This is a genomic window from Cedecea davisae DSM 4568, from assembly GCF_000412335.2.
Taxonomy (GTDB): Bacteria; Pseudomonadota; Gammaproteobacteria; order Enterobacterales; family Enterobacteriaceae; genus Cedecea; species Cedecea davisae.
Genome location: NZ_KE161030.1, coordinates 1383770 through 1400305, shown reverse-complemented (window position 1 = coordinate 1400305; position 16536 = coordinate 1383770). Strand labels below are relative to the sequence as shown.

Here is a 16536-nt window from a genome sequence, read left to right as displayed (position 1 = left end):
TCCGTCATCCTCTTTTAGCTAAATCCCCGCACAGCAGGCAAACCTGCTGTGCAGATAAACCACGTTTTATAAGCCTATATCTTTACCGAGGACCTCATGAGTTCAGTTACTAAAGCCATTATTCCCGTGGCGGGTCTTGGCACCCGTATGCTGCCCGCAACCAAAGCCATTCCGAAAGAGATGCTGCCGCTGGTTGATAAGCCGCTGATCCAATATATCGTGGAAGAGTGCATCGCGGCGGGTATCAAAGACATTGTGCTGGTCACCCACTCTTCCAAAAACGCCATCGAAAATCATTTCGATACCAGCTTTGAGCTGGAAGCCATGCTGGAACAGCGCGTCAAACGCCAGCTGCTCGAAGAGGTAAAATCTATCTGTCCGCCGGATGTCTCGATCATGGCGGTCCGCCAGAACGTGGCCAAAGGGCTGGGACACGCGATTTTGTGTGCCCTGCCGCTGATCGGCGATAGCCCCTTCGCTGTTCTTCTGCCCGACGTTATCATTGAGCCAGGCCACGGCAATTTGAAAACCATGCTGCAAAATTACCGGCAAACCGGTATGAGCCAGATAATGGTCGCCCCGGTTCCGTGGGATGAAGTGGCGAACTATGGCGTGGCCGACTGCCAGGGTGCGACGCTGAAACCCGGCAGCAGCCACGTTGCCTGCCGCGTGGTGGAAAAACCACGCCCTGAAGACGCGCCGTCTAACCTCGCCATCGTCGGGCGCTATGTGCTCTCACCGGATATCTGGCCGCTGTTAAGCCAGACGCAGCCGGGTGCCGGGGATGAAATTCAGCTTACCGATGCGATTGAAAAACTGATGTCGCTTGAGCCGGTTGCGGCTTTTGCGCTCGAAGGGAAAAGCCACGACTGCGGCAACAAACTAGGTTATGCCCAGGCGTTTGTCGAGCACGCGCTGGCTAACCCTGCTCTGGGGGTAGTATTTCGAGAGTGGTTAGAAACGGCGGTAAAAAATTGAAAGTTTCGGGAGCGAAAACCTGCTCCCGAGACATTAGTTCTTTTTGTCCACGCACATAACAATTGGCGTATAGATGTTGCCGATGCTCCAGGTGTTGTGGTTGGCGTGGCGCACAATGTAGCTGTTGACCACGTTCATACGCCCGGTAATGTTGTTTTCCACCAGTTCGTTCGGCGTATTATCCCCCTGGGTCACCGTGGCGGTATGCAGCGTGATGCCATAAATACCGTCCTCGTCTTTCGGTACCCAGCTAAAGTTAACCTCACGAGAAACGTTATAAATTTTCCCCTGCCGGCCGGCAACGCCCAGCAGGTCGAGGTAGCCCGTCCCGTCGTTTTTAAATCGCGTGACTATTGTGCCGTCGAAATCAAATACCGAGCCATCCCTGTCGTTACTCAATTTAAGCGATGCTTCACAAAAAACGTTCAGCCCCCGGGAGGTTAGCGGCGCGCGCAGGTACAGCGCCCAAAGCGCAAAAGCGACGTTAATGAACAGCACGGCAACGATTATTTTTCTCATCAGAACGGTCGCTTAGTTAGTGTAATAGCTGCGGCAGCCGGAGAATTCATTCTCTTTGAGTCGGCTACAAATCGCGATAAACATCGTTGCTTTTTGATGATAAAGCGCACGATCTTCAATTTTGAAAAAGATTTCTCTATCCGGCTTGCAGTGAAAACTGGCTCGCTCCATGCTCTTGCGCACCAGGTCCATATACTTGCTCTGGCTGGAACTGTCCGTTTTGTAGAAGGTATAAACCGGGCAGCTTTCCAGCGTGCCTAGCAGGAAGCGTTGCTCAAACACTGGGGCAGCGGAATTAGGGCGAAGGAAAAACCAGCCGTTAGCCGCGGTAAGCAGCGCTAAGGCTGCCACTATGGCCCATTTCTTAAATTTTGCCGCGCGGGGAATAGCACCTTCTGCCCCTTCACCGGGCGGAGAGGCGGCGGGCCGCGGGGAGGAGGATGCCTGAACCCGCGCCCCGGCAGCCGGGGCATCTTCAACGATGACCTGAATATCCTTGCTGAACATAAAGCCCACGGTTGGAATGGTGACAATCACCGTTTCCTCCAGCCCGAGGTCGGCGAAGTTGCGCCTTAATACGCTGATATATTGGTTGAGGCTGTTGTTTGAAGCGCGCAGGCCGTGTGCATCCCAGACATTGTTCAGCAGTTCATCACGCTGAAGAATGCTGCCGTGGTGGCTAATCAGCATAGCTAAAAGGCGGTTTGCCGTCGGCGCCAGAGAAATTTCTCCGGAAGAGATTTCGTTCTCACCGTCGGCGGTAAGCTTAACCGTGCCATCATCAGGCGTATAGATTATCGAGTGATTAATACGATAACGCATAAGCTCACCTTTATATGTAAATTAGCAGTGAGTATAAGGTGCCGGGAAGATATTTATCAAGTAGATAAGTAGCGAATAGAGCTTTATACAATTTAATTTCGTCGCCTTCATCAGATTTATTTAAAATTATACAATAGCATTAACAGTGACGCTCAGAAGTATCAATAGGAGCAATCCCTTTTACCCACAATAAAAATAAGGCAATGGAGTCAAAGGATATTTATTCTGATTCTCAACTACGCACCCTGTAAATATTATACAGCAAAATTGTTATGCATTCGTATCCACTTATCGATGCGTGTTACAGACAGCAGTCACCATGGTCATAAAAAAAACCCAGCGGCCAACAAAACGACAAGTTCAAAATATCGAAAATCAGCCCAACCACCAATATTAAAACCTATAAATCAATTATAAATTGAAATTAAATCAATAAATATATGTAAATTTAAGGTATATATTCTTTTGCGAGGCATCGTCAAATATACTCAACCGCATCCGAAATGGTTATCCGCCACAGCGGTCAAGTTGCATCAGTTCGGCGCGCGGCGAGTAATTATTATCGCAACTTAGTCATGCTTCCTTAATTTTCGCCATTACGGAGCATAATTATTGAAAGGTATATTTATGCAAGGTTATGACGATATCACTGGCTTCACTCTTAAAACCGGTGTCGGCAACTATAAAATATTATCAGAATACAACGCGGATAATGCTCTGGCGAAATGGAGCATCATTGAAAGAATAAATGGGCTTGCACTGAGCGACGCGATTAATCCACAAATTACCGGCACCAGCGAATTTAATAATATTGCTGCGATAGAAAAAAAGATGCCCGCAGCGATAGAGATTCAACCACCAGCGGATTCCCCATCCCGGGTCATCGTTGCAGAAAACCAGCCTTCAGGCCGCGCCGCTGGCGACCAGTCCAGGGTAAGAACCCGCCCATCGGCTGGTGACAAAGCATTCTCAGACCGAGAAATAGAACGCTTCTCCACGCTGTTCAAACCCTCTGGTCATCACCAGACCAATAACCAGCAGGCACAGCCCGAGCGTGAGTTGCCGCTTTCAACCTTGTTCAACAGGATCGCATCATGCCGATGATTTGCATTTGTTCTCCCCAGGGGGGCAGCGGGCGTACCACGATCGCCGCTAACCTTGCCAGCGCTTACGCGACCCGAGGTAATAAGGTGCTGCTGCTGGACTTAAACGAGCAGAACGCGCTGCGTCTGCATTTTAACCTCACGCTGGATGACGCTCACGGATTCGTTCCCCACGCCGTGACTACCCCGGACTGGGGACAGAACATCCTCAAGGTTGATACCAATCTTTATTTACTGCCCTACGGCGAAGCAAGCCGGGAACAGCGCGAGGCTTTTCAGCACCTGCTAAGCGAAAAACCGGAAACCGTGCGCCGCAGCCTGGCCGGCATCACTAAACACCAGGGTCTGGTCATTATCGTGGATATGCCCGCCGGGCCGCATGCCGCACTTGGGGCGCTACACGAGCTTATCGATTTGCATCTTGTCACGCTGCTGGCCGACGGCATCGCGCCGACGCTGCTGGAAAAAATAGACAAGCAGGCGTTCCTCGGCATGCCGCTAAACAAAAACGGGCAGCACTATTTTGTACTCAACAAAATCGATCCTCGCTACGAGATGAACCACGACATCGGGGTATATCTCCGCCAGCGCATCGGCGACAGGCTGCTGGGCGATATACACCAGGACAGCTCCGTCCCTGCCGCGCTGGCGAGCCAAAAACCGCTGCGCCTTTATCGCCCATCCAGTTCAGCCCTGTTCGACATCGATGCCCTGGAAAAACAGCTCTCACATTTGCTGAACATCACCGTCGGCAACAACGACGTCTTGCCAACCCTTTGACGATGACTCAATGATGAAAAGCCTGCTTTCAACGCTGTTTTTACTGCTGGTCGCACTCCCCGCTGCGGCCTTGATCGTCCTCACTCCGATGACCGCACATAAACAGTTTATGTTTGGCCTGTTGATGATAGGCGTGCTGCTGGTTGCGGGGCGCAGCAGCAATAAAAAGGTTTCGACAACGCTTGTCGCCCTGTCGCTGCTGATGGCGACCCGCTATATCTACTGGCGCGCCACCTCTACGCTCTCCTTTAACTCCTGGGTTGAAGCCGCACTCGGCTGGGGGCTGTTTGCCGCAGAGATCTACGCCTGGACCATTATGCTGCTCGGCTATATGCAGACTATCTGGCCGCTGGAGCGCGAAATTGAGCCGCTACCGGAAGACGTTTCGCTCTGGCCGACGGTTGACGTTTACGTTCCAACGTATAACGAGAGTCTTGATATTGTGCGGGATACGGTTCTGGCGGCCCAGTGCATGGACTACCCGAGCGATAAAATCAAAATCTACATTCTCGACGACGGGAAACGCAGCGAATTTGCCGTTTTCGCCGCCGAGGCCAACGTCGGCTATATCACCCGCGACGATAATGCGCACGCCAAAGCCGGTAACCTCAACAAGGCGATGAAGAAAACAAACGGCGAACTTATTTGCATCTTCGACTGCGACCACGTTGCGACGCGAGGTTTCCTGCAGGCGACCGTTGGTAGCTTCCTGCGTGATGAAAAGCTGGCGCTTATCCAGACGCCGCACTACTTCTATTCAAAAGATCCGTTTGAGCGCAACCTGCCCGCCGCGGGCGAGGCCCCGAACGAAGGGATGCTGTTCTACGGCCCGGTTCAAAAAGGGAATGATAACTGGAACGCCACCTTCTTCTGCGGCTCCTGCGCGGTTATCCGCCGCTGTGCGCTGGAAGAGATCGGCGGTTTTGCCGTCGAAACGGTGACCGAAGATGCCCACACCGCGCTGAAAATGCAGCGTCTGGGCTGGAATTCCGCGTTTCTCGGCCTGCGCCTTTCGGCAGGACTGGCTACCGAGCGCCTCACGCTGCACGTCATCCAGCGTACTCGCTGGGCGCGCGGCATGACCCAAATCCTGCTGCTGGATAACCCACTGTTTGGCCGCGGCTTAAAATGGCAGCAGCGCCTGTGTTATCTAAACGCCATTCTGCACTTCCAGTACGGCCTGCCGCGCATTGCGTTTTTAACCGCGCCGCTGGCTTACCTGCTGTTTAATCAAAACATTATTGCCTCTTCGGCCAGCATGATTTTTGCCTATTCGCTGCCGCATCTGGTGATGGCGACGGTGCTTAACTCCCGCCTCAACGGCCGCTATCGCTTCTCCTTCTGGGGCGAAGTCTACGAAACGGTGATGTGCTTCCACCTGGTTATTCCGACCCTCGTAACCTTCCTTTCGCCGCGCAAAGGCAAATTCAACGTGACGGATAAAGGCGACACGCTGGAGAAAGAATACTTCGACGCCCACATCGTAATGCCCCACATGGTGGTCGCCGTGCTGCTGGGTGCGGGCGTGATTGCGGGTATCGCCCGCTTCTTTACCCAAACGCGTCTGGGTATCGAGCCGTGGGTACTGTTGCTCAACGTCGGCTGGGCCACCTACAGCCTGATTATTCTGCTGGCGTCGATTGCCGTGGCCAATGAGTCAAAACAGGTGCGTAAAAGCATCCGTATAGATATCGCTATCCCGACCATTGTCCATTTCACTAACGGAGCCAGCCTGCGCACCGTCAGCCGCGATTTGTCGATGGGCGGAATGCAGGTGATTAACCCCGACCCGGCGCTGAATAACGAAGAAGTTGAAGCAGTGGAACTGCTGCTCAACAGCGCGGCGGTTTGCATCCCCGGCAAAAAGGTTTTCGCCAACGACGACATTCTGCGCCTGCAGTTTGGCGATATTCCCCTGCATAAGCGCCGCGAGCTGGTGCGCGTAGTGCTGGCGAGGGCGGATGCCTGGCTCGAAACGCCGCACGCAAAAGACAGCCTTCGCCGCTCTATGGCGGGCGTATTGCGCAGCGCGGGTCGACTGTGGGGCATTTTCTGGCGTAGCCGCCGCAACAGAAAGCTCGCGAAATTCGAGGCAAAAAAAGCTAAACCGGAGGCTGCCGCATGAATCTTATCTCTTCAACGCGCGGCAAAGCCCTGCTGTTCGTCTTGCTAAGCGGGCTGTGCAGTGCCGAAGCTCCCGCTTTTGACCTGCCTGAAACATTGCAGATGCCGCGCCCGGCCGAAACCATACCGGATAAAACGCCCGTTCAGCCTGAAACTGAAGTACCGCAGAGCACGGGTGAGGTTTTCACTACCGATGAGCCCTTAACCGTCCCGGAGGCTCAACCTGAGGTTAACGGCAGCCTGAGCCTGAAAGATGCAGGAATTTCCGACGGGCTACGCCTGGACGGCCACCAGCCACAGAGCGGGTTTACCTTTACTCTGCCCGGCGACCGCGTGGTGGTCAAAGCTCAGTTTCTGCTGAAAATAAACGTCTCCTCCGCCCTGGTCGACGGGCAGCACTATCTCAACGTGATGCTCAACGGCCAGCCGCTGGCGCAGCTCCCCCTGAGCCAGGCCAGCGACGAGACAACCTCTTTTAGCCTGGATATTCCCGCCCCGATGCTGGTTGCCACCAATAACCTGAGCGTGACGCTGGAAAACGCAAAAACGTTGCAGTGCGAAGTCGATAGCGAAAAACGCTACCAATTGACCATCCAGCCCGACAGCAGAATTGACTATCAGGGCCTGCGCCTGGACACCGCGCCGGACCTTTCCCGCTTCCCGTGGCCGTTTATCGACCCGCTGGAAATGGGCAGGCAGCAGGTCGCCATGGTTTTCACCCGCACGCCAGGGCAGGACATTTTAAGCGCGGCGGCAACCGTCAGCTCGTTCCTCGGCTACCATGCCGACTATAAAGACATCAACCTGCCCGTAAGCCTGGGCGAACTGCCGATGAGCAACGCCATCGTCTTTGCTCATCCCGGCGAGTCCATCGGCACGCTGCAAATCCCGCAGGAAAAAGGGGCTTCGCTCTGGATAACCAATAACCCGCTTAATCCGGTGTACAAGCTGCTGGTAGTCAGCGGGCAGACCCCGGATGAACTGCAACGCGCGGCCTACGGGCTGACACACGGCAAGCTACCGGAGGGCGCGAAGCTTAGTGCCATTCCGGCGCAGCGCATCCCTCAGCGCCAGGCCTATGACGCGCCGCGCTGGCTCGATACTCACCACCCGGTGGCGCTGGGTGAACTGCTTAAAGACGAAGCGCGGTTCAACGTTCACGGTCTGAGCCACGAAACGATTCGCGTGGCGTTTCGCACCGCGCCGGATCTGTTTATGTGGGACGGCGATACCCTCCCCCTTCGCCTCGGCTACCGTTTCCCGACCAATAGCTGGGTAGATGAAGACACCTCCGCGCTCGGCGTCTCGCTGAATGGCCGCTTTCTGCGCAACCTGCCGGTGAACAGCAGCGGCGCGGTCGAGCGCCTCTGGCACCTGATGGGCGGCGACACGCGCCAGGAGCAGAAAACGCTGCATATTCAGCCCTGGCAAATCTATGGCGATAACCAATTCGAATTCTATTTTGCCGTCAAAGCAAAAAAAGAAGCGCCCTGTCAGGTGCTGAACGACACCAGTATGAAAAGCTCGATTGATCCTGACTCGACTCTCGATCTTAGCCACAGCTGGCACTTCAGCGAGCTGCCGAATCTTTCGTATTTCGTCGGCGCGGGCTTCCCCTTCTCACGCCAGGCCGATCTTTCCCAAACGCTGGTGCTGATGCCTTCCCACCCGGATGCGACCGAGATAAGCACGCTGATGACGCTCATGGCCCGCCAGGGAAATGCAACCGGCGTGACCTCTCACGGTGCCCGGGTTCTGCTGGGCGACGATGCGCCGCAACACGCCGGACAATCCTTGCAGAACAAAGACGTGCTGGCGATAGCCACGCTTCAGCAGCAGGCTTTCATTCAGTCGCTGTTCGCCCAAAGCCCCTTTGCCTTCCAGGAAGGCCAGCTTGAGTTACGCCAGCTCGACTACTTGCAGCAAGCCAAAGCTTTCCTGCTCGGCGACTGGCACCGGCAAAGCAAAGCCGCTTCGCGCTATCTGGCTTCGGCCGCCGACTGGCGAGGGTTCGTTAGCTTCAGCTCCCCGTGGGCGTCGAAGCGCAGCGTTATCCTCGCTACGGCCACGGGAGACGAGCAGTTGGCTCAGCTCCCGGACGATCTGCGCAAACCGGCGGTGAACGCCGCCATTCGCGGCGACCTCGCCCTTATCAGCAAAAGCGACGGCGTGCACAGCTGGCACATTGGCGACCATTACGTTTCCGGGCAAATGCCGTGGTATTTGCAAATTTTCTGGTATGCCAGCCAGCATTTCCTGGTTTTGGGGCTGATGTGCGCCCTGCTGGCGGCGCTTTTGGGGCTTTCCCTCTACTTCTACCTGAGCAACCAGGCGGCAAAACGCCTTGCGAACTATATCGGCCAGCGCCGTAACGGCGGCGACAGATAAGCAAATGAAAAACAAAAAAATTAATAAACCCTTACCGGCTTTTGGGTTAAGCAGCCTGTTCCTGCTGGCGCTTCCCTTCTCAAGCTTTAGCGCCCAGGGCGTGCTGGAGCAATTGTTTGCCCAGGCGCAGTTCTGGCACGAGCGCAATCACCCGGAAGATGCGCAAAGCGCGCTAAAAAAAATTCTTAGCGTTGAACCCAACAACCCGGACGCGCTCTATCTGCTGTCGCTTTACGCTTTGCAGCAGGGGAAAAAAGAGGAAGCACAAGCGTGGAAGGCAAAGCTGCGTAAGGCCAGCCCGGACGGTGCCAAAATCCAGCAGCTTGAGGGTGAAGTGGCAACCTCGGCGATTGCGCCAGGCCGCCTGGCTCAGGCAAGACGACTTGTCAAAAGCGGCAACCCGGCCGCCGCGGTCAAAGTCTATGAAGAACTGTTTATTAAAGGTGAACCTGCGGCTTCGCTCGCCAGCGAGTATTACCAGACGCTGGCCGCCATCCCGGAACGCCGCGAACAGGCGATTACCGCCCTGACTGAGCGCCACCAGCAAAGCCCACGGGATGCCGCAACGACGCTTGCGTTAGGCAAAATGCTGACCTGGCAGGAAGAGAGCCGCCGCGAAGGGATTGCATTGCTGGCAACGCTTTCGCCCTCCACGCCCGAAGCGGCAAAGGATCTACGGCAGGCGCTGCTATGGCTGCATCCTCGTGCGGACGACCGCCCGCTGTTCGAAGCCTGGCAACAAAATCACCCTAACGACGCAGAAGTAGAAGCGCACTATTCCAGCAACGTCACCGGAAGCACTGTCTCCGAAGGCTACCGGACAGTGGAAAAAGGCAATCTTAGCGGCGCGGATAAAGCCTTCCGACAGGCGCTGAACGCCGACCCGGATAACAGCAGCGCGCTGGGCGGTCTCGGCATTATCGCCATGCGCAAAGAACAATTCGCCGAAGCTCATGATTATTTAAAACGCGCCGCCTCCCGGCCCGGCGCAGACCAGGGAAAATGGGCGAGCCTTGCGGAGAAAGCGAGCTTCTACGCCGCCCTGAGCACGGCAAAAACGCAGGCCGCAAGGGGCAACTGGAACGAAGCGCTGGCCGCAAGCGAGCCTTTACTCAACAGCTCCGGGGACGAAAACCTGGCGGTGAATTTGTTCCGTGCGGACGTGTTGCGCCGCAAAGGTGACCTGCCGGAGGCGGAGCAGGCTTACCGCACCCTCAAGGCTCAAACGCCGTCCACGGAAGTGCAGCAGGCGCTTTACTATGTATTAACCCAGCAGCATAAAACCGATGAAGCGGCGAAGCTGCTCCAGACCCTGCCTCCCGCCTTCCGGGCCAAAGTTGCCAGCGGCCAGCCGGTTAGCGTTGACCCGATTCGTCGGCAGGCGGCGCAGGCGCTCGACGCAGGAGACGCCTTGCAGGCAGAACGGCTGCTGCGCGGCGCGATGCAAAAGCAACCGTCAAACGCTTGGGTCAGGCTCGATCTTGCCCGGGTGCTGCTAAAACAGGGTGACGAGGGTCAGGCCGCCCGACTTATCGCCCCTATGGAACAAAGCCCGCGCAAAGACGAACTTTACGTTGCCGCTCTTTATCGCGGGGAAAATAAACAGTGGAGCCAGGCTATCGCGGCGATCAACCGCATCCCGCGCGGCCAGTGGAACAAAGACATCAGCGCCCTGCGCCGCCGCGCCGCCTTTAATCTGGATCTTGCCAATGCGGACAAACTGATTGCCGGAGGCGACAATGCCGGCGCAAAAAACCTGCTGCTCCCGCTCAGCAATGCGGATACGGTTTCCCCGGCAGATGCCGGGCATCTGGCTGCAAGCCTTTATAAGGCCGGGCTAACTAACGAAGCGGATGCCCTGCTGGCAAACCCCGTCCTGCTGGCGAAAAGCTCACCGCGTGAAATTGCCGAAATTAAACTGGGCAGCATTATCAACGAGGCGGATAAGCTCCGCGAGCGGGGCCGGTACGCGCAGGCCTACGACACGCTAATCGTTAAGCTGCATGATGACCCGCATAACAAAGCTCTGATGCTCGCCATGGCGCGTGTTTATCAGTCCGGGAAGATGTTCAAAGAGTCCCGCAGCGTCTATCAATATGTTCTTTCTCAGGAGCCACATAACCAGGATGCGCTGACCGGGGCTATCAATCTGGCATTAGCCTCTGGCGACAATCCGCAGGCCGGTAAGCTTTTAAGCGAGCTGGACGACAAAAACTCTCCCGAAAATTTATTCCTTGCCGCTCGTGTTGCGCGCGGTAACGGCGAGGCACGCCAGGCGCTCACGCTGCTGCGGCAGGCAAAACAACAGTTGCTGGGCATCACCCGCGCCGGAAGCACGGCAACGGTTGGCGGGTTAGACATTGCGGATAATCCGTTTGTAGATGATGTGCAGGAGTCAACGGCGCTACCGTGGCAGACCGCAGCTTCGTTAGCAGGCGCGGGCTCTTCGAGCCAGAAACCTCAGCTTATTGCCCAGGTTAGCAAACTGCTCGATGAAACACGCGAAAAACTGGCCTCCTGGGTCGAAACCTCTTTAAGCCTGCGCGAGCGGGACGGCGAGGACGGGCTGGGCGGTCTGAGCGAAACCAAAACTTCGCTGGCTTTTTCTACCGTACCGTTTAGCGAGTCCCGGCTGAAGTTTTCCATAACGCCTGTGATGCTTAATGCGGGCAGCACTTCCGGCCAGGCGAGCAACCGCTTCGGTTCGGGGGCGCTACAGCAGGCCACCGCAGCCTGGCAGGCAACCCAGGCGTCACAGAAATCGGCCGCAGATTCCACCGCCGCCGCCGACGCGGCACGTAAAGCGCTGGCGGACAAATCCAACGCCCGGATTAAAGCGTGCCAGGATCCGACTTCTTCCGCGTGCGAAATCGCGATGCGCGATGAAACCGATGCTCAGGACGCCTTCAACCTTGCGCAGCAGCAGGTTATTCAGCCGCATACCTTCGGCCCTGACGACTATGCCGCAGGCTCCAGCGGCGAACAGCGCCGAAGCGGAGCAGAGCTTTCCCTCGCGTTAACCGGCGACCAGTACCAGGCCGACATCGGTACCACGCCGCTCGGCCAGGGTTCACACAACCTTGTTGGCGGGCTGCGCTGGTCGCCAACCGTTGCCGGAAATACCCAGTTAACGCTGAACGCCGAACGCCGCGCCGTGACCGATAGCCTGCTCTCCTACGTTGGCACCAAAGATAAATACAGCGGTAAAAACTGGGGGGCCGTAGTGAAAAGCGGCGGCGGCCTTAGCGTGAATTATGACAACGGCGACGCCGGAGCCTATGGCGGCGGCTCGTTCTATCAATATCAGGGACAAAACGTGCCTGAAAACCAGGCCGTGCTCGGCAACGCCGGGTTCTATTACCGACCGCTGCACGCCGAAGACCGGGAAGTGAAAATCGGCGTGAATACCGACTATATGAACTTCGCGAAAAACCTCGGCAACTTTAGCTTCGGCCAGGGCGGCTACTTCAGCCCGCAAAACTACATCAGCGTATCGCTGCCGGTGGAATACAGCCGCAATGCGGGGAACTGGAATTACAAACTTTCCGGCTCGGTGGGCTACCAGGCCTACTCCCAGAAGCAAAGCGATTACTTCCCAACCGAATCAGAATGGCAGAACAACCTCGACTGGCTGGTTGATGCCGGTTTTGGGCGCGAGTCCCACTACGCCGCCAAAACCTCCACCGGAGTGAGCTACAACCTCAAGCTTCAGGGCAATTACAAACTCAATCCGCAGATGGCGGTTGGCGGCAAGCTTAGCTACGACACGGCCGGAGAGTATTCGGAGGCCAACGCCCTGATTTATTTCAAATACTTACTGGATAACCAATAAGGCAGATCATGAGCATAACTGACACACTCGCCGACTACTGCCGCCGGCAGCAGTATCAGCCCGGCTGGCAGGATCTTAGCGCCCTGCTCTGCACCAGCATTCTTGCGGTAGCCAGCCGTGATGAAGGGCACGCATTCCTGCACCGCACGGGAGCACAGCTGGCGCGCCAGTTCCCGCTCCCGCCCGGCGAAACGCTTGGCGATCTGGAAGACGGGGCCAATAACCTGCTGGCGCAGTTTAACTGGGGCATGGTGCAAATTGCGGCCGATGATCGCGGCCTGGAAGTGACTCATCTCGCCTGGCCACATGCCGGGCAGGAGGACAATTTATCGGCCTGGGCAAACGGCTTTTCATCCCTGATGGAAGGATGCTGGAGCGAGTGGCTCCGGGCGCTGGGCGGCACAGAAGAGATGTTTTTTTGCCTGACGGGACAAAGCCCGGAGGCTCTGAATTTTCGTTACCAGACAGAGGGGAAGTGAAGTGAATATCAAATGGCTTTGGTCGGGAGTTAGCATGTTAATGCTATTTTTCAGCGCGCAGAGCATTGCGTCGCAAAACGTTGAAAACTGGCAATCTTATAAACAGCGCTTTATTGACCAGGGACGCGTTATCGATAGCGGCAACCAGCAAATCAGCCATTCCGAAGGGCAAGGCTACGGCATGCTGCTCGCCGAGATCAACGGCGATCGCGCTACTTTCGACAGTCTCTGGAACTGGACGCATAAAAATTTATACCGGGAGGATATCGGCCTGTTTTCATGGCGTTACGATCCGGCAAAGCATCAGGTTAACGATCGTAACGACGCGACGGATGGCGATATGCTGATCGGCTGGGCGCTGCTGCGCGCCGGTAACCGCTGGAACGAAAAGCGTTATATCGACGCCTCTTTAGGGATCCAGCGCGCACTGCTTTCACATGCGGTAATTAACTGGGCGGGAAAAACCGTTATGCTGCCCGGCGTTGAAGGCTTTACGCATAAAGATTTTATCAACCTGAACCCGTCCTATTTTATCTTCCCGGCCTGGCGCGACTTCTATAGTTATTCCCATCGCGCGGAATGGCAAAAAATGATCGACGACGGGCTGACGCTCCTCGATGCCATGCGCTTTGGCGAGCATCGCCTCCCTGTCGACTGGGTGACGGTCAATAAAGACGGCACGGTTGAGCCCGCCACCGACTGGCCCGCTCGTTTCGGCTTTGACGCGGTACGTATCCCGCTTTACCTGAACTGGTATCAAAAAGACTTGCCGCAGAACCGCATCTTTAGCTCGTTCTGGGAGAAACAGCCGGAATGGAATGCGCCCGCGTGGATCAACGTCTTCACCGGCACCGTTGCCGAGTACCCGCTGCCGGGCGGGATGCAGGCGGTAAGAGATTTTTCCGTAGGAAGTATAAGAGAAGATTACTGGGACAAGCGTTACGTCGGGGAAGATTACTATTCATCAAGCCTGAAGCTGCTGACGAAAGCCGCTGCTATGGAAGTAAACCTCACAGCTCACTCCGGCTCGACCGTCGTTTTTTAGTTGCTTTTATAGGGGCAGAGCGGGAGATAGCGATATCTCCCGGCTACGCACGGAATAATGCTGACACGAAGCGCGACTTATCATTTCCAGGAAAAAATCCGCAATATCAGCCTGGCTTCTGCTCTCAAAAGCACAAGGAGAAGAACGCCGGGCCTGAATTTTTTAAGAAATTTTGTTTCTGCTGACATAATTATCGCTGAACCCTTACGGAATAATTAAAATTATCAAAATTGAAGCAGCACAGACCCGACGACATAGGACGGCCTTCGAAAATCACTCCGTAATAAGCGTTCACAATCCTTCGCCTGCCTCACACCACTCCCATTTTTTAAATTCTATTATTACTGCCGATAATCAAAATGACAGGCCGCACCTCGGAATATAAAACCGCCGAAACCCACAACTGCTGCCTGGAATATTTATTCTTCTACACACTGGCCTAAATCATGGTCTCATCAGCATCCGGTCTGACAGGTAATACGTTTACCCGGAGCATCATCCAGAAAATACTCTGACTCATCCGGAATAATGCCGTCACAGTAGCGAGTATCTTCCCAGACCAGACGCCAGTGAACGTCGCGGTATCGAATGGGATCGTCAGTGACAAGCATTTCTGTATCACTTTCAATTAATACATCGTAATACACCTGACGAGGCGCATTCATTCCGCGAATAAAATAGTTATAAGCCCCAAGATTTTTAAACCCACTGATACCGTTTTTAATTACCAGCAGCTTATGATGATACTGAATTTTGACTGGTTCCCAGATACCGTCGCAGGGCACCGGGTCATCGGTTTTAATAATGATATCGCTGCGCTCAGGAACGGACGGGAGGTTTTTGGGAAAAATGGGATAAGATAGCTTATGTAAGTTATAATTATAGCTGTCGGAGTCCAATAGATACGCGGCATCAAAAAAATTACAGACATTATCATGCGGTGGGTAAAGTAAATTATCCCCCCAATAACTTGCGGCAATACGTAATTTATTCAAGATCTCTACTTTTGGTGGATAAGGTTCTCTCTGTACCCCATGCTCATGGCAGGGTAGATAAAAATAAGATTCAATTAAATCCACTGGGCGAAAAAGTTGATCGAACTCACCTGTATTCATTTGCCATACCTGCCGGTTGCCCACGGCCAGTTCCGGTAATCCTTCATCGTAAAGGCGCAGGGCATCATATGCTCGAATAATACTCTTCGGGTGGAACCCCTTCGTTATCTCTTCTGGCCAGGTTTTTAACGCCTGCTCATACTGCTGGGTAAAATACGCCCAGGCATCCCGTTTACGCTGCCACAGAGTGTAACTGCTCAGCCGCTGTAACAGCCAGAACAGCTTGCGCCGTACCTGTTCATCGCTCATCGGGTATTTCTTTTCCAGAGTCATCATTGTTCGCTTCCTGTCGTGGTCTGCCGCTCAACAAGAACACCGTTGATCATGCTGCGTTGTGTGACTTTGCTTCGGAGTCCATCGTCCTGCAATACACGCGAGCTGGTCGCATAAGGGTGGTAAATTCTTCCAGTGCACTGTATCCATATTTTCCGCTCACCTCTTTCGACTCTGAAGGATAAAATTCAGCCTTCACACCCTGTATATCTACCGTCATTGCCCGACCACTGGATTTAACCTGCTTGCCATAATTATTCACCGCTCTTTTAAATCGTTCATCCAGTTCGTGTCAGATTCGGTTGTGTGTTTTTTGTAAATATATTCTTAATTGCTCTACTAATAATCACGGATACATAACCGGCTGAGCATGAGAAAAACATCAAAGCGACTCTAAGAGGATTTGTTTCGTACCATGAATAAATCATATATATAATAGCTATACTAGTTATTATCAATGAATGTTTAATCTTTATAAAAGAAGAGATAAACACCACTGGGATAATAATGCACCTCATATATAGCATCACAAACCCTGGCGAGACACCTCGGCTACGTGGAGTGAAGTAGCTCATATACAATTCGTATCCAATCTGATGAACCACAATGACAAAAAACACCCTAAAATTCCTATTGAAGTATTTAATAGCATTTCTTTATTTTTCCCAGACACCATATTTCCTCTGCTCACTATCTGTAATTGGGTTGCCGAGAGTTGCAGATGCTCAGCACTGGTAAAGCTATCCCCTCAGGCGCTGAGAAGCGGAGCATTTTCAGGATGTTCTGCCTGCTGGTTTTCACGGGTGACAACATCCGGGTGTTCAGAGTCATGGAACGCGTAGGCAATATACGGGCGGTCCGGGTCACCACCGTCAAAAACACCCCCCACTTCCGTGCCGTCAATCAGCGGTGTGTGCCAGCCTCAGGTTTCTCCGGCGTACGGTTTGGCCTGTCGTATCCACTGGTAGTTATGGCCCTGTTCGGCGTCTTCACGGCTGAAGTCCAGCTTCACCCGGTAGCGGCCCAGGCTGGACAGCCAGGCAGAGATATCCCCCCTTTTCCCGGCTTTTAATACGCC

Annotated in this window: 10 protein-coding genes and 2 pseudogenes; 8 read left to right on the top strand and 4 right to left on the bottom strand. The window is 54.4% G+C overall.

Annotated features, from left to right (window positions below; genetic code table 11):
• Positions 1 to 96 precede the first annotated feature (96 nt).
• Positions 97 to 978 (top strand): UTP--glucose-1-phosphate uridylyltransferase GalU, encoded by an 882-nt coding sequence (gene galU, locus HMPREF0201_RS06505; protein ID WP_016535724.1) that lies wholly within the window; start codon positions 97 to 99, stop codon positions 976 to 978.
• Between the two features lie 33 nt (positions 979 to 1011).
• On the opposite strand, the gene HMPREF0201_RS06500 is transcribed toward galU, so the two are convergent.
• Together HMPREF0201_RS06500 and HMPREF0201_RS06495 are read right to left on the bottom strand one after the other, a co-directional pair.
• Positions 1012 to 1497: a hypothetical protein gene (locus tag HMPREF0201_RS06500; protein ID WP_016535723.1), complete on the bottom strand. Its 486-nt coding sequence runs from the start codon at positions 1495 to 1497 to the stop codon at positions 1012 to 1014.
• A gap of 12 nt (positions 1498 to 1509) precedes the next feature.
• Positions 1510 to 2319 (bottom strand): winged helix-turn-helix domain-containing protein, encoded by an 810-nt coding sequence (locus tag HMPREF0201_RS06495; protein ID WP_016535722.1) that lies wholly within the window; start codon positions 2317 to 2319, stop codon positions 1510 to 1512.
• A 627-nt stretch (positions 2320 to 2946) separates the two neighbouring features.
• Here HMPREF0201_RS06495 and HMPREF0201_RS06490 point away from each other — a divergent pair.
• Genes HMPREF0201_RS06490 through HMPREF0201_RS06460 form a run of 7 tightly spaced genes read left to right on the top strand, consistent with a single transcriptional unit; the run spans position 2947 to position 14070 of the window.
• Positions 2947 to 3423, top strand: coding sequence for a hypothetical protein (locus HMPREF0201_RS06490; protein WP_016535721.1), 477 nt, complete (start codon positions 2947 to 2949; stop codon positions 3421 to 3423).
• A complete protein-coding gene (gene bcsQ, locus HMPREF0201_RS06485; protein ID WP_016535720.1) occupies positions 3414 to 4202 on the top strand; it encodes a cellulose biosynthesis protein BcsQ in 789 nt (262 codons plus the stop codon). Before HMPREF0201_RS06490 ends, bcsQ begins: the two co-directional genes overlap by 10 nt.
• 10 nt (positions 4203 to 4212) lie before the next feature.
• Entirely contained in the window at positions 4213 to 6327 is a 2115-nt protein-coding gene (bcsA, locus tag HMPREF0201_RS06480) for a UDP-forming cellulose synthase catalytic subunit (protein ID WP_016535719.1), read from the top strand.
• Positions 6324 to 8714 (top strand): cellulose biosynthesis cyclic di-GMP-binding regulatory protein BcsB, encoded by a 2391-nt coding sequence (bcsB, locus tag HMPREF0201_RS06475; protein ID WP_016535718.1) that lies wholly within the window; start codon positions 6324 to 6326, stop codon positions 8712 to 8714. The genes bcsA and bcsB overlap by 4 nt, the downstream gene beginning before the upstream one ends.
• A 4-nt stretch (positions 8715 to 8718) precedes the next feature.
• Positions 8719 to 12546, top strand: coding sequence for a cellulose biosynthesis protein BcsC (locus HMPREF0201_RS06470; protein WP_016535717.1), 3828 nt, complete (start codon positions 8719 to 8721; stop codon positions 12544 to 12546).
• 8 nt (positions 12547 to 12554) lie between these two features.
• Positions 12555 to 13025 (top strand): cellulose biosynthesis protein BcsD, encoded by a 471-nt coding sequence (gene bcsD, locus HMPREF0201_RS06465; protein ID WP_016535716.1) that lies wholly within the window; start codon positions 12555 to 12557, stop codon positions 13023 to 13025.
• Between the two features lie 34 nt (positions 13026 to 13059).
• Positions 13060 to 14070, top strand: coding sequence for a family 8 glycosyl hydrolase (locus HMPREF0201_RS06460; protein WP_016535715.1), 1011 nt, complete (start codon positions 13060 to 13062; stop codon positions 14068 to 14070).
• Between the two features lie 461 nt (positions 14071 to 14531).
• Here HMPREF0201_RS06460 and HMPREF0201_RS06455 read toward each other — a convergent pair.
• Together HMPREF0201_RS06455 and HMPREF0201_RS22440 are read right to left on the bottom strand one after the other, a co-directional pair.
• Positions 14532 to 15461 (bottom strand): annotated as a pseudogene (locus HMPREF0201_RS06455) (Imm72 family immunity protein); the annotation flags it as partial.
• Positions 15462 to 16251: 790 nt separating this feature from the next.
• Positions 16252 to 16509: pseudogene (locus HMPREF0201_RS22440) on the bottom strand (phage baseplate assembly protein V); the annotation flags it as partial.
• Positions 16510 to 16536 lie beyond the last annotated feature (27 nt).

What these genes read in the sequence shown, in the direction of transcription:
- galU (WP_016535724.1), top strand. Translation starts at nt 97, where the DNA reads ATGAGTTCAGTTACTAAAGCCATTATTCCCGTGGCGGGTCTTGGCACC.
- HMPREF0201_RS06500 (WP_016535723.1), bottom strand. Translation starts at nt 1,497, where the DNA reads ATGAGAAAAATAATCGTTGCCGTGCTGTTCATTAACGTCGCTTTTGCG.
- HMPREF0201_RS06495 (WP_016535722.1), bottom strand. Translation starts at nt 2,319, where the DNA reads ATGCGTTATCGTATTAATCACTCGATAATCTATACGCCTGATGATGGC.
- HMPREF0201_RS06490 (WP_016535721.1), top strand. Translation starts at nt 2,947, where the DNA reads ATGCAAGGTTATGACGATATCACTGGCTTCACTCTTAAAACCGGTGTC.
- bcsQ (WP_016535720.1), top strand. Translation starts at nt 3,414, where the DNA reads ATGCCGATGATTTGCATTTGTTCTCCCCAGGGGGGCAGCGGGCGTACC.
- bcsA (WP_016535719.1), top strand. Translation starts at nt 4,213, where the DNA reads ATGATGAAAAGCCTGCTTTCAACGCTGTTTTTACTGCTGGTCGCACTC.
- bcsB (WP_016535718.1), top strand. Translation starts at nt 6,324, where the DNA reads ATGAATCTTATCTCTTCAACGCGCGGCAAAGCCCTGCTGTTCGTCTTG.
- HMPREF0201_RS06470 (WP_016535717.1), top strand. Translation starts at nt 8,719, where the DNA reads ATGAAAAACAAAAAAATTAATAAACCCTTACCGGCTTTTGGGTTAAGC.
- bcsD (WP_016535716.1), top strand. Translation starts at nt 12,555, where the DNA reads ATGAGCATAACTGACACACTCGCCGACTACTGCCGCCGGCAGCAGTAT.
- HMPREF0201_RS06460 (WP_016535715.1), top strand. Translation starts at nt 13,060, where the DNA reads ATGTTAATGCTATTTTTCAGCGCGCAGAGCATTGCGTCGCAAAACGTT.